This window comes from Microbaculum marinum (genome assembly GCF_037855135.1).
GTDB classification, from domain to species: Bacteria; Pseudomonadota; Alphaproteobacteria; order Rhizobiales; family Tepidamorphaceae; genus Microbaculum; species Microbaculum marinum.
This window is the reverse complement of the sequence record NZ_JAZHOF010000010.1, coordinates 141,020-161,267: the sequence shown is the minus strand read 5'-3', so window position 1 is coordinate 161,267 and position 20,248 is coordinate 141,020. Positions and strand designations below refer to the sequence as shown.

General features: G+C 61.4%; 18 protein-coding genes. 8 read left to right on the top strand and 10 right to left on the bottom strand.

The genetic code is table 11. The annotated features are described in order from the left end of the window. The first annotated feature begins 10 nt into the window (after positions 1–10). The 4 genes from V3328_RS22015 (at position 11) to V3328_RS22000 (ending at position 3,992) form a co-directional block, all read left to right on the top strand. Positions 11–925, top strand: coding sequence for a GntR family transcriptional regulator (locus V3328_RS22015; RefSeq protein WP_340331877.1), 915 nt, complete (start codon positions 11–13; stop codon positions 923–925). A gap of 195 nt (positions 926–1,120) precedes the next feature. After that, positions 1,121–2,107, top strand: coding sequence for a TRAP transporter substrate-binding protein (locus tag V3328_RS22010; RefSeq protein WP_340331876.1), 987 nt, complete (start codon positions 1,121–1,123; stop codon positions 2,105–2,107). A 99-nt stretch (positions 2,108–2,206) separates the two neighbouring features. Beyond that, the gene (locus tag V3328_RS22005) at positions 2,207–2,710 is read left to right on the top strand and encodes a TRAP transporter small permease (RefSeq protein ID WP_340331875.1); all 504 of its coding nucleotides are present in this window, start codon (positions 2,207–2,209) and stop codon (positions 2,708–2,710) included. Further along, a complete protein-coding gene (locus tag V3328_RS22000) occupies positions 2,703–3,992 on the top strand; it encodes a TRAP transporter large permease (RefSeq protein ID WP_340331874.1) in 1,290 nt (429 codons plus the stop codon). Before V3328_RS22005 ends, V3328_RS22000 begins: the two co-directional genes overlap by 8 nt. Positions 3,993–4,043: 51 nt before the next feature. Here V3328_RS22000 and V3328_RS21995 read toward each other — a convergent pair whose 3' ends face one another. After that, positions 4,044–4,616 (bottom strand): alpha-ketoglutarate-dependent dioxygenase AlkB, encoded by a 573-nt coding sequence (locus V3328_RS21995; RefSeq protein WP_340331873.1) that lies wholly within the window; start codon positions 4,614–4,616, stop codon positions 4,044–4,046. Between the two features lie 570 nt (positions 4,617–5,186). Here V3328_RS21995 and V3328_RS21990 point away from each other — a divergent pair. The 3 genes from V3328_RS21990 (at position 5,187) to V3328_RS21980 (ending at position 7,865) form a co-directional block, all read left to right on the top strand. Then, positions 5,187–6,329: a tyrosine-type recombinase/integrase gene (locus V3328_RS21990; protein ID WP_340331872.1), complete on the top strand. Its 1,143-nt coding sequence runs from the start codon at positions 5,187–5,189 to the stop codon at positions 6,327–6,329. A gap of 125 nt (positions 6,330–6,454) precedes the next feature. Continuing rightward, positions 6,455–6,682 carry a helix-turn-helix transcriptional regulator gene (locus tag V3328_RS21985; protein ID WP_340331871.1) on the top strand — a complete coding sequence of 76 codons (228 nt, stop codon included), beginning with the start codon at positions 6,455–6,457 and terminating at the stop codon, positions 6,680–6,682. Positions 6,683–7,274: 592 nt separating this feature from the next. Next, complete coding sequence (locus V3328_RS21980) at positions 7,275–7,865, top strand: tyrosine-type recombinase/integrase (protein WP_340331870.1); 591 nt, start codon at positions 7,275–7,277, stop codon at positions 7,863–7,865. A 251-nt stretch (positions 7,866–8,116) separates the two neighbouring features. Here V3328_RS21980 and V3328_RS21975 read toward each other — a convergent pair whose 3' ends face one another. From V3328_RS21975 to V3328_RS21940, 8 genes are all read right to left on the bottom strand, one after another. Continuing rightward, positions 8,117–9,193 carry a tetratricopeptide repeat protein gene (locus tag V3328_RS21975; protein WP_340331869.1) on the bottom strand — a complete coding sequence of 359 codons (1,077 nt, stop codon included), beginning with the start codon at positions 9,191–9,193 and terminating at the stop codon, positions 8,117–8,119. A gap of 2 nt (positions 9,194–9,195) precedes the next feature. Beyond that, positions 9,196–9,837, bottom strand: a complete 642-nt coding sequence (locus V3328_RS21970) for a hypothetical protein (protein WP_340331868.1) — start codon at positions 9,835–9,837, stop codon at positions 9,196–9,198. After that, the gene (locus V3328_RS21965; RefSeq protein WP_340331867.1) at positions 9,816–10,415 is read right to left on the bottom strand and encodes a hypothetical protein; all 600 of its coding nucleotides are present in this window, start codon (positions 10,413–10,415) and stop codon (positions 9,816–9,818) included. Before V3328_RS21965 ends, V3328_RS21970 begins: the two co-directional genes overlap by 22 nt. Before the next feature lie 101 nt (positions 10,416–10,516). Continuing rightward, positions 10,517–10,714, bottom strand: a complete 198-nt coding sequence (locus V3328_RS21960; protein ID WP_340331866.1) for a hypothetical protein — start codon at positions 10,712–10,714, stop codon at positions 10,517–10,519. A 467-nt stretch (positions 10,715–11,181) separates the two neighbouring features. Next, positions 11,182–14,571, bottom strand: a complete 3,390-nt coding sequence (locus V3328_RS21955) for a D-Ala-D-Ala carboxypeptidase family metallohydrolase (RefSeq protein WP_340331865.1) — start codon at positions 14,569–14,571, stop codon at positions 11,182–11,184. Further along, positions 14,552–16,828, bottom strand: a complete 2,277-nt coding sequence (locus V3328_RS21950; protein ID WP_340331864.1) for a C1 family peptidase — start codon at positions 16,826–16,828, stop codon at positions 14,552–14,554. The genes V3328_RS21955 and V3328_RS21950 overlap by 20 nt, the downstream gene beginning before the upstream one ends. A 352-nt stretch (positions 16,829–17,180) precedes the next feature. Continuing rightward, the gene (locus V3328_RS21945; RefSeq protein WP_340331863.1) at positions 17,181–17,435 is read right to left on the bottom strand and encodes a hypothetical protein; all 255 of its coding nucleotides are present in this window, start codon (positions 17,433–17,435) and stop codon (positions 17,181–17,183) included. A gap of 61 nt (positions 17,436–17,496) precedes the next feature. Further along, positions 17,497–17,667 carry a head-tail connector protein gene (locus V3328_RS21940; RefSeq protein ID WP_340331862.1) on the bottom strand — a complete coding sequence of 57 codons (171 nt, stop codon included), beginning with the start codon at positions 17,665–17,667 and terminating at the stop codon, positions 17,497–17,499. Positions 17,668–17,924: 257 nt separating this feature from the next. Here V3328_RS21940 and V3328_RS21935 point away from each other — a divergent pair, with 257 nt between their 5' ends. Further along, complete coding sequence (locus tag V3328_RS21935) at positions 17,925–18,698, top strand: N-acetylmuramidase domain-containing protein (RefSeq protein WP_340331861.1); 774 nt, start codon at positions 17,925–17,927, stop codon at positions 18,696–18,698. 301 nt (positions 18,699–18,999) lie between these two features. Here the strand turns inward: V3328_RS21935 and V3328_RS21930 are convergent, their stop codons facing one another. Then, on the bottom strand, positions 19,000–20,160 hold the full coding sequence (locus V3328_RS21930; RefSeq protein WP_340331860.1) for an IS4 family transposase: 1,161 nt from the start codon (positions 20,158–20,160) through the stop codon (positions 19,000–19,002). Between the last annotated feature and the right edge of the window lie 88 nt (positions 20,161–20,248).

The window sequence follows — 20,248 nt, the reverse complement described above, 5'->3', positions numbered from 1 at the left end:
ATGTGTGCGCATGGCAACGAACACGAAGACACCCGGCGACCCAGGCGCCGACCGGCTCGCGGGCGCGAGCCCTCTGCAGCGGGATCTGGCGCGGCGAATTCTCGAGAAGATGCGCGACGAAGGCTGGACCGTGGGCACCAGGGTCTCCGAGCAGGACCTCGCCCGGGCCTTCGGCGTCTCCCGCTCGCCGATCCGCGCGGCACTGGATCTGCTTGCGGCGCAGGGGATCGTCGCCGCCCTGGAAAAGCGCGGCCTCGGCCTCGCCCGGGACGTCGCCTCGCTCGACATCGGGGCGCTGGTGCCGAGTTCGCCGCAGGAGACCCTGTACGAAACCATGATGCGCGACCGCGCCACCGGACAAATTCCCCAGGAGATCTCGGAAGCCGAACTGATGCCGCGCTACGGCGTCTCGCGCGGCGTCATCCGCAAGCTGCTCATGCGGTTCGCCGCCGAGGGCCTCGCCCAGCGGATGGCCGGGCACGGCTGGCGCTTCGTCGACAGTCTGGATGACGACGAGGCGTACCGGGAGAGCTACGAATTCCGGCTGATCGTGGAATGCGCTGCGTTGCGCTCACCCAGATTCGTCGTCGACAGGGAGAAGATCGAGCCGATCCGGCGGGCGCACCAGCGCATCCTCGCCGACGACAGGGTGGCTGTGAGCGGGGAGGAATGGTTCCGCGTCAACGCCGCCTTCCACGAGACCCTCGCGATGTGCTCGCGCAACCGGTTTCTGCTGCAGACCGTGCGCCACCAGAACAGCCTGCGCCGCATGCGCGAGCATTCGGTGTTCTCGGAACTGCCGCGCGAGCGGATCGAGCAATCCTGTCGCGAGCACCTGGCCATCATCGATGCGCTGGAAGCCGAGGATTTCGACTGGGCCGAATCGCTGCTTCGGCACCACCTCCGCCTGGCCGCAGACTTCTGATCGGCGGCGACGGGGCAAGTGGTCGCTGCCGCTTCCGGTGCTTGCCTGTGCAGCCCCCCCGGGCGACGTTGCCAAGCCGGCTGCCAAATCGCGGGTATCGCAATATCATACTATCCTCGCTTGGGCCACATCGCACCTAACCTCCCCTTCAAACTGCGCCATCGATACGGACGCGCTGAGGGAGGTAAACCGACAATGTTGCCCAGGTATTCAATTGCTGCCGCGCTCGCCGCCGCTCCATTCCTCGTCACCGCGCTTGCGACGCCCTCGCTGGCCGAGAAGAAGCTCATAGCCTCGCTGCAGGGACCGATCGAGACATCCTACGGCGCTGCCTTCCAGGAAATGGACAAGTGCCTCAGGGAGCGCACGGACGGCGAGGTGTTCGTCGAGATCTATCCCGACCGCCAGCTCGGCGATCTGACCGAGACCTTCGAGCAGGTCCGCGAGGGAACGGTCGACATGGCCGCGGTCGCGCCGGGCATGATGGCGGAGTTCATGCCCGAGATTCAGGTCTTCGTGATCCCGTTCATCTTCCGGGACTTCGACCACTGGAAGGAGATCGTCAACGGCGAGGTCGGTGACGACATCTCCTCGCTGACCCGCGAGAAGCTGCCGGAAATCCGCATTCTCGGATATTACGGCGGCTCGGTCCGCCAGCTCGTCACCAAGGAGCCGGTCGAAAGCATCGACGACGTGCAGGGACTGGTCATGCGCCTGCTGCCCAGCGAAGTCCTGCACACCGCCTGGAGCGCCGTCGGCGCATCGCCCACGGTCATGGCCTACGGCGAGGTCTACAACGGCCTCCAGCTCGGCGTGATCCAGGGTCTCGAGAACGAGCCCGAGTGGATCGCCCGGATGAAGTTCTACGAGCAGGCGCCGAACATCGCCCTCACCGAGCACGAGATCGTCACGCGGCCTTTCATCTTTTCCGAGAAGACCCTGCAATCTCTGCCCGAGGAACAGCAGCAGGCGGTCCTCGAATGCGGCAAGGTTTCTGCGGAGTTCGAGCAGGAAATGGAACACGGCCTCGATCAGAAGTACCTGAAGGAACTGACCGACGAGCACGGCGTCAACGTCACGACGATCGACAAGGCGGCATTCGCGGAAAAGATCTCGGAAGCCATGGGTCCGTTCGTCGACGAGATCGGATTGACCGACCTGGCCGGGCGCATCCGCCAGTAGGCCGACGACATCCGGCTCCAACGGCGGGATGACGTGTCGCGCGCTCCGACACCGCAGCCTGACGCGAACGGCACCGGAGGCGGCCCACGGGCCGGTCCGGTGTCGCCGATCGATCGGGTCGGCACATGGCTCGCCGGCGCGATAGGCTTCGCGCTGGGCGTCGTCCTCGCCGCCATGGTGGTGATCGTCACCTATCAGGTGTTCTCGCGCTTCCACACGTCGATCCCCTTCTGGGGAGGCACCGAGGAGATCGCACGCGGGCTGTTCGTCTGGCTCGTCATGCTCGGGGCCGCGCTCGCCGTACGGTCCCGCGAGCACTTCTTCGTCGACATACTCCCCGCCGCGACCCCGGCGCCCGTTCAGCGGGTCCTGCGGGTCGTCGTGCTGCTGACCGTGCTGGTCGTCTCGGTCGTGCTGGTTGTCTACGGCTGGGAATTCGCCGTCTCGGGTCTGAAGCGGCGGTCGCTGGTCACCCACCTGCCGGCGATCTGGTCCTACTCGGCGATCGTCACCGGCGCGGTCCTGATGACGTTATTCGCGTTGCGTGACCTTCTGCGGCTCCGGGCTGGCGATCGAAACGATGGGGATCCGGCGGATGGGTGACGTCTTTCCCGTCATCCTGATGTTCGCGACGCTGTTCGTGCTGATGGCGATCCGGACGCCGATCGCATTCGCGCTTCTTGCGTCCTCATTCGGTCCGATCCTGATCGAAGAGCGCTTGAGCCTGCTCATCGTCGCCCAGCGCACCTACAATTCGCTTGATACCTTCCTGCTCCTGGCGGTGCCGTTCTTCCTGCTCGCCGGCAGCCTGATGAATGAGACCGGCATCACTGTCCGGCTGATCCGGTTCGCCGCCGCGCTGGTCGGCCACCTCCGGGGCGGGCTGGCCCAGATCAATGTCGTCGTCAGCATGATGTTCGCCGGCATTTCGGGCTCGTCGCTCGCCGATGTCGCCGGCGCCGGCACCATCCTGATCCCGGCGATGCGAGACCGGGGGTTTCCGGTCGCGTTCTCCGTCGCGATCACGGCGACATCGTCCGTCATGGGCGTGCTGATTCCGCCGAGCCTGCTGCTGATCGTCTGGGGAGCGGTCACCGGAACGTCAATTGGAGCGCTGTTCATCGGCGGCATCGTGCCCGGCGTCGTGCTCGGGCTCAGCCTGATGATCGCGGTCTACGTCATCGCGCGCCGGCGCAGCTTCCCCGTCGAGGAGCGTCGCGACCGCAGCGAGATCGTCAGCAGCCTGAAGGACGCGATCCTCGCCCTGTTCATGCCGGTCGTGGTCGTCGGCGGCATCCGCCTCGGTTGGTTCACGCCCACGGAGGCGTCGATCATCGCCGTTCTCTACGCGCTGGCCCTCGGCCTCGTCGTGTATCGCAGCGTGGCGATCAGGCGGCTTCCGACGATCTTCTTCAATGCCGCAAAGCTCGTCAGCACGTCGATGTTCTGCGTAGGTTCGGCAGGGGTCTTCGGATTCCTTCTGGCATATTACCGCGTTCCGCAGTTGCTGGCGGAACTCGCCGGCGGATTTTCGAGCCCGGCGCTGCTGCTGATCGCGATTTCCTGCTTGTTGCTGGTCCTGGGAACTTTCCTGGACGGCCTGGTCATCGCGATCATCTGCGGCCCGCTGTTTCTGCCGGCGGTCACCAATCTCGGCGTCCATCCGGTCCACTACGGCCTCGTTTCGTGCATGGCCATCGCAATCGGCGTCGTGACGCCGCCCTACGGGCTCTGCCTGCTGATGGCGGCAAGCATCGGGAAGATCCCGGTCGCCTCGGCCTTTCCGGACACGTTCCGGCTTATCGGCGCGATGCTGGCCGCCCTGCTGCTCGTCATCCTCGTGCCGGCGATCACGGTAGGACTGGTGCAGGTGTTCGGACCGTGAGGTCGAAACCACCCCGTTCCCTGTGTCTCCGGGTCGGACAATTTAAGTCGCCTATCGGGCAATCACGTTGCGAAAGGTCACGGACAATCGCCGGGTCCGCGGCACACGCCTGCCATCGACGACATCCGATTTGCGCGCCGAGATCGCATGGGTCCATTCGAACCGTGCGGGTCCTTTGAGAACCAGCGCGGAGCGCGGCTCCAGTATCCGGGTAACCTGTTCTCGGCTGCGCCGATCCTCGAACCGCATCTCGCACGTCGAAAGCAGGCTCAACGAAACAATCGTGTCGGAGAAACAGGGCACGCAGTCGACATGAGCAGCGATGCCCTGACCGGGCTTGTATTCGTTGACGATGGCCTGATCTGGTGCGCGGTCGAAAAACCCGGCATCGACCAGACGCGCGCCGAGTGCGGCGAGCCAGTCGGGCAGTTCGCCGAGATACGCATCGGCGTTCGCGGTCCGCGCACGATAGTCGTACCGGTAGCCATAGTGCTGCACCCGACGTCTGAGGTCGGTTATCCATGGCTGGGCATCGACCCGGGCAACGAGCGATGCCTCCGCGTCCGGGAACACGAAATCCCGCACATAAGTAGCGCCAGGTGGAAGCGGCTCAAAGTCAGTCATTCTTGGAGAACACATACGTCTGGCATTTGTCTTTGGATGTTATCGCACTTTCAGCGTCATCAAGTGTGTTGGCGTGTGAATAGTCGGGATGATCGCTGAAATTGAATGGATGAACATCCTGACGTTGCCCCCTGAGGTTTATCCGGTTTGAGATGGAGTCCGGCCTTTTGAGAGGACCGGACTGATGAAGCGCTCAAGGTTCACTGAAGAACAGATCGCGGCAGGCTACCGCCGGATTCCACTCATGGCTGGATAAAACCCGGGGGCAACGTCAGTGCCCAGAATGAAACCCCGGGCCCTCCGTCCGCGAGCACGCCCGCGGGCTGTGTGACCTAACCATCTAAAATCAAACGAAGTGTGTGGTAGCGGAGGAGGGACTTGAACCCCCGACACGCGGATTATGATTCCGATTTATTGGGTTCTCGTAGGCTCACATGGCGGCCCCGTAACCTCACTATTGCATTGATATTTATGAATTTATGGCTACCATAGCTGAACATGGCTAATCGCCCTTGCGCGGCCTATTGCTGAGGCTAGCGTGAGGCTAACCGACAAGCGGAGTTTTCATCCGTGCGCCTAACGGACATTTCAATTCGGCAGCTACCGCTGCCTCCCAAAGGGCAGAAGATCTACTTCGACGACGCCCTGCCCAGCTTCGGCTGCCGCGTGTCGCAAGGTGGCACCCGCAGCTTTGTCGTGCAGCACGGATACGACCGTCGGCTGATTACGATCGGCAGATACCCGGCCGTGTCGCTTGCCAAAGCGCGAGAAGAAGCAAAGCGGCTTCTCGCTGAGCAGGCTCTTGGGAAATTCCGACCGCAAAGCATCGCGTGGGGCACCGGCGTACAACAGTTCCTCGAACACTGCCGCAGCAAGAACCGGCCTCGGACAGTGAGCGACTACACGCGGCTTCTCAATCGTCACTTTCCGTTTGGTCGCAAACGCATCTCAGAGATTTCGCCACAAGACATCCATCGCCGGATCGACCGGCTCGCCGACCGGCCAAGCGAACAGCACCACGCCTTCGTGGCTGTAAAGATTTTCTTCAACTGGGCGCACACACGACACTACGTCGATGAAAACCCATGCACCCGACTGGTGCGGCGCGCACCTGCCGCCCCGCGCGAACGCGTGCTCAGCAGCACCGAACTCGCCGCCGCCTACCGCACGGCACTCGACGGCAACGATACCTTTTCTTCGATCGTCGCACTCCTGATCCTCACCGGGCAAAGGCGAGGCGAAATCGCTGCCCTCCGCTGGCAATGGATCGACGAACCCGGCCGCACGATCAATATTCCGTCGTCGGCCACCAAGAACAAGCGGGCCCACAGCTATCCCTATGGAGATGCCGCCGCCGCGGTCCTCGAACGCCTACCGCGGACGGGCGAGTATCTATTTCCTGCCAGCCGATCCACTTCACGAGACGGGAAGCCCACAACCGTCTTCAACGGCTGGGGCAAGTGCAAGACGGATTTCGATCGCACATGTCGCGTCGACGATTGGCGGTTGCACGATCTGCGCCGAACCTTCGCAACCAATCTGGCTGCCCTCGGCACACCGCCGCATATCACTGAACGGTTGCTCAACCACGTCTCAGGGACGATCTCAGGCGTGGCGGCGGTCTACAATCGCTTCCAATATCTCGATGAAATGCGCTCAGCAGTCGTCGCCTATGAAGAGCATCTCGCGAAATTGCTGGAGCAAACGGAGTAAGAATTCGCCGCCAGTCCAAACACAGCGGAATCGAAAACATTCATTTTGCAACTTTTGCGAATGAATTAGCCGTTACACGTGATACTCTGGCCGAACCTCGGGGTTTGTCACCTTGGGGCATCGCGATGCTCCCCAACCTGGGAGCTATCGTGATGAGGATACTTTCGAAACGGCAGGTGCGGGAACTGGTCTTGTATTCCCCCCAGCACATTGCGCGCCTCGAGGCGGCCGGCAAATTCCCCAAGCGGGTAAGGCTCGGCGCCAACAGGGTGGGATGGGTTGAGGACGAAGTGCAAGAGTGGCTTCGCGATCGGCTGGAAGAAAGGGACGATCCTGCTCGACACTCCCTTTAATGGGAGCGGGGTGGTGCCGACAGGCGCCACCCCATTCGCGCCGCGCCCATCTCTGCGGCTGACTTAGCAATTCTGCTGCGTGAGATTGCTGGCCAATATCTGTGCGCACGTTCGCGCATATGCGTGGGCAGGTTCACGAGGGCGTTCGTGTCGCCCCATCACCGGCACACTCCGGAAGAAACAGATGTTCCACGGCGCTCGGTCGCGGCACGCAGCTCGGCTCGCCTTCAAAGAGTGCGTTCAGCAAGACAATGGATGATGTCACGGCTGCAAATGTCAGTATCCCGATCAGATCGTTTCGTGTCATACCGCTCTCTCGATGCCATACATCACGGATTTGAGCACTGAATACTGAATCACTGTATTGGAATTCTGTGAACACAATGGTTAATTGTGTTTATTATTTGGCTAATAGTTGAGTTATATATTGAAATCGATCGGCGAAAAGGCCATGATGTACCCTGAACGGACGACCCGAGCACGGGGCCTGCCAGTATAACTGTGAACGGAATTAACCATTCTGTTCACGGTCTGGGCGTTCGAGAGACGCCCTCCTTCGAGGCCCTCGTCCGTTCCTGAACACGCAATCATCATGACCAATCGACACGCAGAGCGCGTGCGCGGAGAGCGCACATACAGCCTGTATGCGCCCTCCGGCGCGCGCAAATACGTCAATGCCGCCGAGCGAACGCGCTTCCTTCGCGCGGCGGACTCTCGCGACCCAGCAACGCGGGCACTGTGCCTTATGCTGGTCTATACCGGCTGCCGGCTCTCCGAGGCGCTCAACCTCACGGCCGACGCCGTGCAGCCAGACAGCGGCATCATTGCCATCGCGTCCCTCAAGAAGCGCCGGACGGGCATTGTCCGTGAAGTGCCGGTGCCGGATATCCTGATCGGAGCAATACGGCAGGCGAAAGAGAATTCTGGCAGTGATCAGATCTGGCCGCTCTCGCGCACCTGGAGCTGGACTCTGGTCAAGCGCGTGATGGCGCAGGCCGATATCACCGGCATCCAGGCAACGCCCAAAGGGCTACGGCATGGCTTTGCAATCCACGCGGTTGAGTGCGGCATCCCCCTCACCCTGGTACAGAAGTGGCTGGGGCACGCCCAGCTCTCCACGACCGCTATTTACGCCAACGCTGTCGGTCCGGAAGAACGCCGGATCGCAGCGCGGATGTGGTGAGGGACGATTACTCGGGACGCATACCTGTCGACCAGAGATCGGCACGCCGACAAACCGCGTGTGACTAGCAGTCAGGCTTAGGACGGAATCCCGTTGGGGCTCCCCTCGGTGGAGAGCGGCCGCTCATCTGATTTGACCAAAGTAGCGCGGCCGTTCCCGCCGGCCCGCCGCTAGTTGCACTGATGCATTCCTGACATGAGCTGACGAGAGTGTAGAATAAATTCAGTGCTGTCGGGCAGGGGCAGCTGCCTTCACCGAAGCCTCTGATAGCTCTCTTCGAAAGGATCTGTGACGCCGTAGTTTGAAACAAGCGTCTCGTACAATTCCTCTGAGCGCTCGTTCGGTTTTGCTCCACGCACGAGCTCAAGCATGATCCCGTAGCGAAGCGCTCGGCGTGCTACGGGATTAAGGTCGAGTGCTGCACGAATCTCTGCCCCTGCTTCCTCAGTCCGACCGGTACGCGCCAATGCGGCCGCCTTAAACAGATGCGCGTCGATGGACGTTCCCGAAGGCCCGTGACGCTTCAGATAGAGATCGGCGAAGGCGATGGCCTGATCCAGATTGCCCCGCGCATAAGCGATGAAAAGGTTTGCGTAATCCACAACCTCGGAGGTGTAGATGTCCGACTGCGGCAGTTGTACGGCGTAATCCGTGCCGTCGCGGCGGATGCTCGCCTTGCCATCGTCACTCACTGACCAGACACGCGTGATTTGGGCGTCAGGAAACCGGACGCAACTGCCGTCCTGAAGGCAGTAGTCGATCACCGCAGGATCGCCAAATTGCGACACGAAGGACGTGGGCACGGTCTCCGACAGAAAAGCGACGATTTGCTGCGGCGGGCCTAGGCGAAATGTCTCACCACCGACCTCGATCTGCCAGATTTCTTGGTCCGTATCCCGGAAATCTTCGTAGGGCATGGCGAGGGTCAGGAACGACTGGATCGCGATCCCGTCGATCAGGGGGGTGGTGACGCCCCAGACCGTCCCTTGTAGCCCGTTGATCCGGGCAAGGCGGGCAGCGGCTTCGTGGCTAGGCTCGGACATCGTCGCAGGAACGTAATAAGTGATCCCACGCCCGTAACCGCCCTGCGGTTCGCCCCTGTCGCTCCCGGTGGGACCCTCAGAGGACAGGTCGGATTGCACCGTCAGTTTGAGCGCGAACGCCACGCTCTGCCCGAGAGATGCGGGAGCGGTGTCGTCGGCATTGAAGAAGGCCGGAAACACAAGCCCCACCTGATCGGGCGATTTCTCTTGCCCGGTCGAGATGCCGTTGAGCAGGACAAGCCCCGCCCCCACCGCACAGACCCGCATAACGAAATGCGGGGTCATTGCTACCCTCCCGCCAGTGCGATCAACTCATCGCGGATCGCCTTCACCGTCATGGGTTGTGCGGGTCCGGCCTGGTGTACCAAATCCAACGCCGTCTCGCGCAGCGGGCTTATCACTGTTTCATAGTCCATGCTTAACTGAACCGCGTTCTTTATCAGAGCGTAGTGCAGAAGCAACCTCAAATACATGTCTGCCACCGGCTGGCCGGAAACCGCCAACAACTTCGTGCGCGCCTGTTCGACAGCAAAGGCGTCGACTTGCGGACCCAGATATACCCCCGATTCCATATCGGCGGCGTCGCCGACACCGATCCCTGAGGTGACGAATAGGGTCGTAGCGGCATTGCTCAGATAGTGCGTCTCCCGATCGTTGGCGGAGGTGGCTATCTGGTCGTTCGTTCTGACGTCGTGGTCGGCAAGATAGGTTTCAAGTGCCGGGGTGGTCTGTCCGCGACCTTTGATCTCGACGAGTCGCAATTCAACGTTGGCGCGGACGAAGTCCGAATAATCGTTCTTATCGATGCCGTGAATATGCTGTCCGACCCACACCGTTTTACCGGTGCCCTGCGCATGGCTCGCCGGCGCCGTCAGTGCCATCACGGCCGGAATTGCGATTCTGACTATCAGGATCGAAAATCTGCACATGAGCAAGACTCCGGCATGGAAATGGGCACCGTTGCCCCGTCCGGTCGATGGATCGCGAGGATCTCGAGTGTGACGGTGCAATCGTTCTGTGTCGTTTCATTGTCGAATTTCCCCCATGAGTCCTGCGGGACCTCCAGGCGGAAGACGTCGCCGTCGCCAGCGGCGATCACTGGGAGTTCGCGCAGTGCGTCGGCACGCGATACGATCGCCACAATCGGTTTGGCCGCGACGCTACCATTCACCGGGACGGCCGAAGCGGACTCGAGAATCCCGCGGCTAGTCCCCGTATTGGCGATATAGACCTTCGCGGCATAGCCACCGCAGGACAGGTGCGTTCTGTCGAACCGGGCCCTATCGCCGAGAATGGCAATGTTGAACGTAGACCACACGACCACGACGAGCGACCCGTAAAGCGCGATGTCGCCCAGACTGACCTGCGATGCGAGCCAGCCGAAGGGCATCTGCCACCGGTCGCATTCCGGACAAACCCGTGCCCCTGCCTTGATTTCGGACTTACAATAGCGGCAAGATGGCGGATCGCTCTCCGTCTGCGTTTCGTTGTACTCGGCGGTCTCCATGCTCCCGGCATCCTCCGGAGCCGCGTCCTCTGTGGTCTCGAGGGTAGGCGCAGGCGTCCCACTCTCGACGACCGAAACTATTTCTTGGGGCCGCGGCGCGGTCACTCGAACGCCTCAACGGCTTCCGGCGGCGGCGTGCGCCCTTGGCTGTCCAGCGTCGTCACAAGATCCCACGTTATGCACCCCGTGGGATCCTCGCCACGCTCCGCCTGCAGGACCCGGATCTCGCTCTCCAAAAGGGTATGGAATACCCCGTCATCGACGGTAGCAGGATCATTGTAACGGCCAATGTTGGCCATCTCCCGCTTCATCAGGCGAATGAGGTTTACCCTCAGGCTTAGCGGCCATGGATAATCCTCCGCGTTATACGGTGGCGACCCTAACGGTCGAACCAGCCGGCAGTCCTGCGCGGCCGTACTGCTCGCTACCAGTGAAGAAAGGCTTGCAAGACCGAGCAGAATCCATGGCTTCAAGCTCGTTGACACCTGTCATCGACCTTTGTCGGCTAGTCTACCTAGCTTACAGTTTAGCAGAACTTGCCCGCCATCGCTAGGCTCCCGACCTCGGTACAGAGGTAGTCTCCGTCACATTACTTCTAACACCCAATCGTCCGCAAGGCGGCGGCTGTATTGATCTCACTAGAAAGACAGGGGGCTGAGATCGAATGCTCTCCGGTCGCCCAAAACGAAACTCCATTCGATGCAGGGCATCACATAAATTCCCCGAAGAGCCGCGAAAACACGATTAGTATACAATATGCTTCAAGTCACCCCAAATCGATGTCTAGGATCAATTTCTTGCGCGTGTCATCAAGCCTAGATTTTACCAGATCGCGCACACCGTCATAGATTGCGGGGCTGAGCGATAGCTTCTGCGCTGACAGCCAGTAGTCCAGTTCGTTCGAGCCCCAGGACACGAAGAGGATATTTTTCTTTGCGTCTTTGTAGGTGAAACGGAATGCACCAAGCGCGATGTTGATCACATCACCCGCTGCCTCGGCACTGCCGATCTGGAAGTTGCCGCCAGTGGTCCGGGAAGTCTCGAAGTCGAAGAGCTGGATCTTGCCGTCATCGTCGGCCAATCCACGCAGCGCCTCAATCGCGCTTTCGACGATCTTGAACTGATTGCCGGTCGCGATCTGTGCCAGTGTCGCAAGGATGACTTTGTCGAAGCTCCCGCTGCCCTGCATTTTCTGGGAGGCGGTGAACGGTGCCGCCTCGCGCACCCAGCCAAGCAGACTGAGCATTTCCATGTAGACATCGAACCACGCGGTACGTTGCTCCACCGAGTTGGCCCTAGCATCCGCTGCCCGCTGCGCGAACAGCGTCGAGAGCAGAACGTCCTCTTTCTGACCCGGTGTCAGGTTCTCGACGAAAGATATCACGCTTGAAGCACTGACCGCCGCCGACAGCGTCTGCTGGTGTTCGGCAATCGCGGAGGAGGGATCAAACGCCTCGCCGGAGCGGGGCACAGCCGTTCCGAAGGCGGACTTACCGGCCCGGCTCGTCGTGCCGCGCGGGGCGGCCAGTTCCACAGATCCCAGCAACGCCAGCCTTTCAGCCATGGTGCGTGGACCGCCCGGGGACACGGGGGCGGAATCGGGCAAAGGGCTGTCTCGGAATGCCGGGGGCCAGGTCGCGTTCATACCCCGCGTATCGAGATGGGTGAACGAGCTGTACTGCCCGATCCCGCCGGAGAAAAGCTGTTCCTTGTCGCGCAGCCAGCGCAACGCATGGGCGACATCCCGCGCGGCCATGCCCCTGACCTGGAAATCCAGCGCCGTGAACTGCACGTGCTGGCTGTTCGTGGCAGAGCCCGGGATGCATGCGTTGTAGGCTGGCGAGCGATAAGCATTGGTGATTACGATCGGTTTGCCCAGCCGGTCGCGCAGATGGTCGAGCACCCGGGCGGTCGCGGCGATTCTGGTCCAGATATTGCGTGGCGGATAGTCGTTCTTGCCCTGACAGCTCCCGCCGGGTGTGTTGTGGGCGCCTCCGAGCACGAGGAATTCGTCGGTGCTGAAGTTCTTCAGCCCCAGCGACTTGATGAACGCATCAAAATCAGCGTAGTCGCCCCATGTGAGAGCCGCCTGCGAGTCGCGGAAGCCAGTACCGCGCGTCTTCGCGGCAAAACGGGCCTCGACCTCGGTGGCGCTGATCTGGTCGTCTTCGTCGCCCTCATCTCCCGCCTCGGTCGGGTTTGCGGCCGGCGCGTAGGATGGCCCCGCAGCGGTGGTGGCTGCGGCTGCCGGTTTGCCCAATGGCTGCAGCGTGAACGGTCGGTCATGGACAAAATTCGGCTCGCCGACCAACCGTTCGAACAATTGCGGCGTCTGGCTCGGGCTGCCGATCTGGGTCTCAATGGCGGCACGGAAGGCGCGATAGTCGCCGCGGAAACGTCCCTCGCCCCAGACCCGCAGAAGCGCCCCGGTGAAGGCGCCGTTCTCGGGGCCGTCCATCGCGAACTGTTCGTCCTTGCAGGCGCCCAGATTGAGCACCGAGGCCTTGACCGGCGTGGAGAGCGGATTGGTCAGCACGCTCTCCTTCAGCGCGCTGTAGGAGCGTGACGCCTCTCGATAGGCGGGCTCGTTCGCGCGCCAGACCCGGTCCTCGACCCAGAGCGGCATCGCCCGCGCGCCAGCGGGCAGCGTCATCTGTTGCCCGAAAAGCGTGGCCGGTGCGGTGGGGCCGAACCGGATCATCGAGCCCGAATGGCAGGTATCCGGCACGGCCAGCACCCGCACCCCGGCGCGGAACTCGGACCAGAGCATGTAGAGCTCGTCATCGGCGAGCTGGAAGTCGTATAGACAGAGGGTCTCGTCCATCTTCTCGTCGCCGTCGTGATCCTCGTCCTGGTTAAAATCGGGGATCCGGCCGCCATGCCCCGAGATCGTGAACAGGAACATGTCGCCGCCCTTCAATTCGGACGCCGCGCGCTTGATTTCTTCGATGACGTTGGGGCGCGTGGCATCCGGGGTGAGCAGAATTCGCGTCTCGAACCCCTCGCCCCGGGCCATCGCCTCCATCGCCAGCGCATCTGCCTCGCACGCCGTCAACCGCCCGTCCCATCCGTCGTAATGGCCGGGATCGACGGTGTTCAACCCCACATGCAGCGAGATCCCGCGCGCCTTGCCGCCGGCGATCACCGAAGGTGCGCCGAGCGCCCGCGTCAGCTCGGAAGCATTGCCGAACGGCCCGCTGATGACCACGGGCGGGCCGCTGCGCGCATTGGCCAGCGAGCTAATTTCGCGCAGGAACTTGGCCGCCACGTCGCCATAGCCCTCGTTGGTGGGATGCAGCCCATCGTGCCAACGATGGTCGCCGACCGTGCCGCGGCAATCGATATAGGTGACGTGCGGCATCGTGTTGGCCAATCGCCGCAACCGTCTGTTGAAATGGTCCATCATGCAGGCCGCAATGGCCTTTTGCAGCGTCCGGTCGCGGATCCCTCGACTTTCCATTGGTTTGCCGAGCCAGCGGTCATTGTTGGGCATGGGGTAGTCATAGCCATGGCACAGAATGTTCACACGCGGAAATCCGTCGCGGACCTGCCGAAATATGCGCGCGTAGTGGGTCAGCGCTTCGTCCAGCAGCGCCTGAAAGGAGGGCAGAAGGTAGTCCTCGGGTTTCAGATCCGGATGGAACTCTTCGAGATGCGAGGCCAGCGCCCCGCCCGCCACCAGATCGTTGCCTCCGCCCGACAGGAGCAGGATTTCGGCGCCGGTGTCGTGCAGCGCGGGCATGTATTCCTGCTTGTCCGCCATTCGTTTCAGCAGATCCCCGGCCGATCCGAGCGACAGGACGGCGTAGCGGTCCATCACGTGGTCGATCGTATCCTTCAGGAGCAGCGGATACTGGAACCAGCTGTCGCCTTCCGACACGATGATCGGCCCACCATAGCCGCCCGCCAGCACCGCGTTGAACTTGCGCCGCCGATCGATCCGGGCAAACCAGTTGGCCGAGTTCATGACCGCCGCCGACCGCGCCGCCGCGTTGGCCCCACGCGGGATCTGGACCGTCGACGGGTTGAGTTTCAGCCGCGGCGCGAATGCACCCGACTGGTCTTGGTCGACGATGAAGTATTCCGACAATTCGGCCGCGTCCGTCGTCGGATCGGCCAACTTGGCCATCAGCTGTTCAACCGTGATCTTGGCCAACTTTCCCTCCTCCAAACGTCTGACATGCCGGGTCACGCATGGACGCAATCGCCGCGAAAATACTCTCCTGGATCGCCTGATCGCTGATTAGTTCCGTCTGCGTCACGCGGTCTCCAGGCCGCTTCTGCGACGCCAACCTGTTCAACCTGTAGAGAGCCGAATGCAGCGACCGCTTGCGATCCATACCGGCCATGCCGAGAAAGTCCTGCGGCACCCAGGTCGGCAACTCCGGCGTTGACCCGGGACCGGGTAGCCTGTCCTCGAACGCGCTGGCGGCCAGGTGCAGCAGGGATTTCCCGTAGGCGCCGAAGCAGAGCTGTGCCTCCAGCTCTTCCGACGGCACGTAGATGCGCGCCGGCCGGTCGGCCTTGACCTCGCTCACCGGTTCGACGCCAGGCGCGGTGTCGCCGGGATGCGGCAAGGGGGCTGCCGTCTCGTTGATGCGTTGGACCAGCGGCACCAGGAAGACTTGCGCCCTTGCCCAGCCGATCGCCGGATGAACCAGATGCAGCGAATCGAAAAGCGTCGTCGGATCGTGATTGCAAAAGTATTGCCGCGAGGCCCCGTCTCGATCCGCATCCCGTCGGATAGCGGCCAGCATCTCATGCACCACCAATGCGCCAGTTCCTTCGGCGACGAGATGCACTTCGCATCCCAGCTCGGCCTTAAGCTCCATCACGCCACGCAGAAGATCGGCCACGTATCCCAGTTCGACAGTCTCGAGCTCTGCCTCGGCATGAACCTCCGACGGTCCGTCCGTCGTGCCGTGCACGGCCCGTTGGGCGCTCATCTCCATCTCGCGCCAAAAAGCACGCCCAACACCTTGCACGCGTTCTTCGATCAGGCTGTTGAGATGTTCGGCCTCTACCCCGGCCTGCGACTTGCAGCTTTCGAAGATTATATTGAAGACTTCCAGGGACTTTTCGACGAAGCTGTTGCACCAGAATACGGTATAGGGATAGAGTCCATGCCCCTTGATACGGTTCTTGCGCGCCACAGCTTGAGTGAAGGTCGCCTTGATGCCTTCCAAGCTGCCGGGAATCCACAGCAGCAATCCTCTGTACCGGGTGTCGCCGGGGTCAGGCGGATCAGTACCGGGGCGCACGCCCGTTAGAAGATAATTCCTAGTTCTTTTCCAGCTGGACGGGAAGGACGGATACGATCCCGAAGAGACGTGGAATCCGTCATCGAGGTGCATGTAGTGTCCGACGAGTTCGTAACAGGGCGTCGAGCCAGCTTGAACCGGTCCACTAAGGCCCTTGACACCCCTCTCCCCTTGCAAAAAACCGAAGGCCTTGGGGGCGGAAACGCCTAGACGCAACACCCAGGCATCAATGACGTTCTGCGCCCAGTCACCGTAGTCCCACAGCCCGATTCCAGCCTGTCCCTTGTATCCGCCCCATGCGGCGCCCCATGAATTCAAGACGTGGAACCCGGTCTCGTCGTAGCCAGTCAGGACGACCGCATGACTGCCCGTCCTGCCAAGTTGCGGCGGCCAAGCAATAATTCCCCGATTGTCGGGCGTAGCGCGCGTCCAGCCATCGTGGATATTGGCAGTACACAGCACAGCTTGGGCGTCATTCAGCGCGGCGTGGTAGTGGTTCAGAACCGACGCGAGCCGGAAATAAGCTCCGAGTCCGATCCTGCGCGCGTCCTTGGCCTGGTCCACGTTGGGAAACAGCCCCTCGTCGTCGGGACTTGTCGGGAGGAAACTGGTGCTCTGCCAGCGGCCCTTTTCGCTCGGACGCGTATCCTTGGGCCAATCAAGACAAGCGCCGTGATGATAGAACCCCTTGATCGCTGAACGCAGAGATCGGATGCCCTCGATCCCCTGGATGGTGCTCAGATCGGGATAGTGATCATGGAAAAACGCCATGCGGTAGAGCATATCGGCACTTGCGATATCCAGACGGATCCGATCGACTTCAGCTGCCGTGGGCGCTTTCCCGCCAAAGCTTCTAAGCCATTGCAGGCTGCGCTGAATGTCAATGAGCGCTGCAAGTGCATAGCCTACGCAGCGCTGTGTAGCCTTTTGGTCGCGTACACCGAAGATCGGCTGCTTGAGGTTAGATGACGGGATGTCGACCATGAGCCGCGGATCGAGGGACATTACGTCACTCAGAACGGACAAGCTTGGAGAATATGACTGGTCGCGCAGATCTACCCAGTCCCGACGGACATGGCTGCCTTTGATGAATTCATCGGGAATACTCATTGCAATTCCAAAGACATTGATCGGAACCAGATTGGATTTCACATTTCTTCATCCAGCCTGCGGCGCCTCAGGTCGTCGCAGGAAAGACAGTAACACGAGTATGCTCGTAAGTGTAGAAACTCCTGCCGAGTGCACTTCAGCAGGATTCGCCAGAGTGAAGCGGTGCTATTGCGCTGCTCGCTTCACCCGATCTTCACGCCCCAGCAGGAAGTGTGGTCGGCGGCGAAGTAGTAGTCCGCCACTCGGAAATACCCTTGCAACTCCACAGCATCGCCTGCGGCGAGCGGCGCCATCGTCTGCAGTCAGAGCGCGGTCGCCTCGGAGACATAGGTGTCGCTCATCTCGCCCAATGTGCTGCGGATCTCGGTCGCGCCGTTCAGCACGAGCCTCCCACCTATGCGAACGTGGCGCCGGCATTGATCTTGAAGAGCAGCGTCGCGCCGAAGAGATAGGCGCAGTCGATCGGGGCCACGAAGTGATCGTTCGCTGCGTCGAACGCGTCCCGATCGTTATAGTCGGTGTTGTTCAGGCCGATCTTCGTCCAGGTTTCGACGCCGACGTATTTGTCGTAGTTGGTGAAGGCCTTGAAGAGCGGCAGCCGGGGCTGGTCGATGTTGTCGGTGCCCTTGTCGACGCTCAGCCCCGGCACCCAGTCCCAGATGACATTGCCATAAAACGTCTGTCATCGATCTGGTCCTGCAATCTCCCCATCAAACCGCCCACCGACGATATGGCGCGATCGGAGCATGAATGACCCGGTCGTGGGCAGCATCGATACTGGCATCGGCGCCGTCGAAGAGGTGCTGGACGAGCAGCTGGATTGCCTGGCGAAGGGGCTCGGGCACGTCGGTGGGATCGCCATAGCCGGCGGTGAAGGTCACCGAGACGGCATCGTCGCGGCGCTAGGTGGCCAGCCAGGATTACCCCGGCTGGAGCAGGATGTATGCGCCGCGGGCGTCGCTCAGGAGCACATAGGTCTCAGAATCGAGCGTCTGCTGATCGTTGCCGGCGTCAAAGTAGCTGACAGATCAATTAAGCTCCGACTTCTCTCCGGCTATTCGGAAAGTCTCGAGTGCAATATACGGCGCCACCGGTTCCTGCTATTCTGTCCATACGATCAGTCGACGGGGGATAGGGCATGAATTTTGTGGGCAACGGTTTTCCCATGACCTCTAAGGGCATGGAAATCGTCTGTGAGATGCTCAACATCGGCGAGCCCGAGATTTGGGCAGTACTGACTGTCGAGACTCGGGGCTTCGGCTATTTGGTCGACCGGCGACCTCAGATTCTGTTCGAGCGGCACATCTTCAGCAAGCGAACCGGGCATATTTACGATGCCAAGCACTCCGATATCTCGGGCCAGCCCGGGGGATATAAGGGTGGCAGGGCGGAGTACGATCGCCTGGAGAAGGCAATGGAACTGGACGAGGAGGAGGCGCTGAAGAGCGCGTCCTGGGGCCTGCCGCAGGTCATGGGCTTCAACCATAGGGTGGTGAATAAGGAAACCGTGCAGGAAATGGTCGCCGGAATGGTTGAGAGCGAGGATCTCCAGCTTGAGGCGCTTGGTAATTTCATCATGGGCAATCCGAAGTGCCGAATTGGCATTCAACGTCGCGATTGGGGCACTTTTGCCGCCTGCTACAATGGTCCCAACTTTCGCAGGAACGACTACGACAACCGACTGGCCGCGGCGTACGAGAAGAATCGGCGAATTTTGCCCGACATCGGGCTGCGTCGGGCGCAGGTAGCGCTAAAATACCTCGGCTTTAATCCCGGTGCGATCGACGGGCTGCGAGGACGCATGACGCGAGGAGCGATGGCAGATTTTCAAGCCAAGAAGGAGCTTGCGCCAACGGGTGAGCTGGATGAGGAAACCGAGACCATTCTTCTGAAGAACGCGTTTGCAGCCTAATCGAAAAGTCCTTGCAAATGGTGGGTAGCTGCGCCACAGCGACCGAGGGTCTCGTCCTCGCAGCGACGGCAGCGTTCATCAATCTGTCCACCATCTTCTCCAGTTGCCTATAGCGCAGATCAAATTGGTACTACCTCGTCCTCTTCTTCGTTTCAGTCGACTCCTCCAAAGCTCGCGCTTACGAGGAACGCGTGCGGGTTGGGGCGCCTTTGAAATCGGGTAGGCCGAATTGTCGCGAGTGGCAACTTGGTTGGAAATGCGGTCCAACTGTTACCCACTGCTGTCCGGTTAAGTTCCTGGTTCATATGAGCACCATCTGATCCTGGTTCAGGCTGGGCTTTGGTCTGGGTTGTGTGAGTTCGGTGATGGGGCGCCTGTGCATGAGATTGAGGCGCACGAGACGGGTGAAGGCGAGGGGTTGCTTGACGGCGCTCTGGCAGGCCTGGGCCATGCGCAGCAGGAGATAGGCGATGAGCGCGACGAAGATCTGGATCCGAACGGCATTCTCGGAAGTGCCGAGGAAGTGGCGGATCTTCAGGTTCCGCTTGATCCATTTGAAGAACAGTTCGATCTGCCAGCGCTGCTTGTAGAGGTGGGCGATCTCGCTGGCCGGGGCGTCGAGGTCGTTGGTCAGGATGCGGATGATCTTGCCGGTCGCGATGCGCACGGTGATCTCGCGCACAGGGTCGGCGAAGGGATTTTTGCGCGACCGGGCCATGCGCCGCGGCAGCAGGCCGATGCGGTCTGAGAGGATGGCGCTGTCGCCGCCGGGCACCGCCTGCTCGGCCGTCACCTCAAGCTTGGTGCGCGTCTTCAACCTGGTGACGATGCGACAGCCCGTGGCGTCGAGTTCGGCCCACCAAGCGAAGTCGTAGTAAGCAAGATCAAACACATAGGTCATGCCGGGCTCGACCGGCCCCGCCCCGTTCATCAGGGCCTTGGCCGGGGTGATGTCGTTGACCCGCTGACCGGTGAGGGTCATGCCGAGAGGCGCATCGGCATGCGGATTGTAGTTGACATGCAGCTTGATCGCCCGGTGGCCGCTGACCATGTCGGCCCATCCCGAGCGCAGGGACGAGAGCTCGATGCGGGTGGCGTCGAGAATGCGCACGGCGTCGCTGATATGACGGCGGGTGCGGCGGCAGGTCGTCGCGGCGATATGGGCGAACAGGCCTGAAAATACCGCCGCGGGCCGGCGCGCGTTGGCCTCGGCGAGCGTGCTGCGGGCGATGCCGCGCCCGCCCACATGATAGAGCCGCGACTGCTGACTCGCCAGACCGGCCTCGATCTCGCGCAAGCTGACCGCGCCGGCAAGCTGGCCGAACAGCAGCGCCAGCAGCTGGCTCTTGGTGGTCAGTTTGCGAACCCGGTGATCGGCCTTGTGCTCGTCCACAAGCCGATCGAACACGCTCCAGGGGACATGCTTCTGAATCTGATGAAGAACGATATTGTGGTGCCGCATGACATTGATCCCCTGTTCGTGTCCAGACCGTCGCGAAACGCCTAAATACGAGTAGAATCAATGTCATGCACTCAGTCCAGAATTTTAA

Bases quoted from the DNA above. Each gene is read 5' to 3' on its own strand.
- V3328_RS21995 (WP_340331873.1), bottom strand. From the start codon at position 4,616: ATGACTGACTTTGAGCCGCTTCCACCTGGCGCTACTTATGTGCGGGAT.
- V3328_RS21985 (WP_340331871.1), top strand. From the start codon at position 6,455: ATGCTCCCCAACCTGGGAGCTATCGTGATGAGGATACTTTCGAAACGG.
- V3328_RS21980 (WP_340331870.1), top strand. From the start codon at position 7,275: ATGACCAATCGACACGCAGAGCGCGTGCGCGGAGAGCGCACATACAGC.
- V3328_RS22015 (WP_340331877.1), top strand. From the start codon at position 11: ATGGCAACGAACACGAAGACACCCGGCGACCCAGGCGCCGACCGGCTC.
- V3328_RS21935 (WP_340331861.1), top strand. From the start codon at position 17,925: ATGAATTTTGTGGGCAACGGTTTTCCCATGACCTCTAAGGGCATGGAA.
- V3328_RS21965 (WP_340331867.1), bottom strand. From the start codon at position 10,415: ATGGAGACCGCCGAGTACAACGAAACGCAGACGGAGAGCGATCCGCCA.
- V3328_RS22010 (WP_340331876.1), top strand. From the start codon at position 1,121: ATGTTGCCCAGGTATTCAATTGCTGCCGCGCTCGCCGCCGCTCCATTC.
- V3328_RS22000 (WP_340331874.1), top strand. From the start codon at position 2,703: ATGGGTGACGTCTTTCCCGTCATCCTGATGTTCGCGACGCTGTTCGTG.
- V3328_RS21930 (WP_340331860.1), bottom strand. From the start codon at position 20,160: ATGCGGCACCACAATATCGTTCTTCATCAGATTCAGAAGCATGTCCCC.
- V3328_RS21975 (WP_340331869.1), bottom strand. From the start codon at position 9,193: ATGACCCCGCATTTCGTTATGCGGGTCTGTGCGGTGGGGGCGGGGCTT.
- V3328_RS21970 (WP_340331868.1), bottom strand. From the start codon at position 9,837: ATGTGCAGATTTTCGATCCTGATAGTCAGAATCGCAATTCCGGCCGTG.
- V3328_RS21960 (WP_340331866.1), bottom strand. From the start codon at position 10,714: ATGGCCAACATTGGCCGTTACAATGATCCTGCTACCGTCGATGACGGG.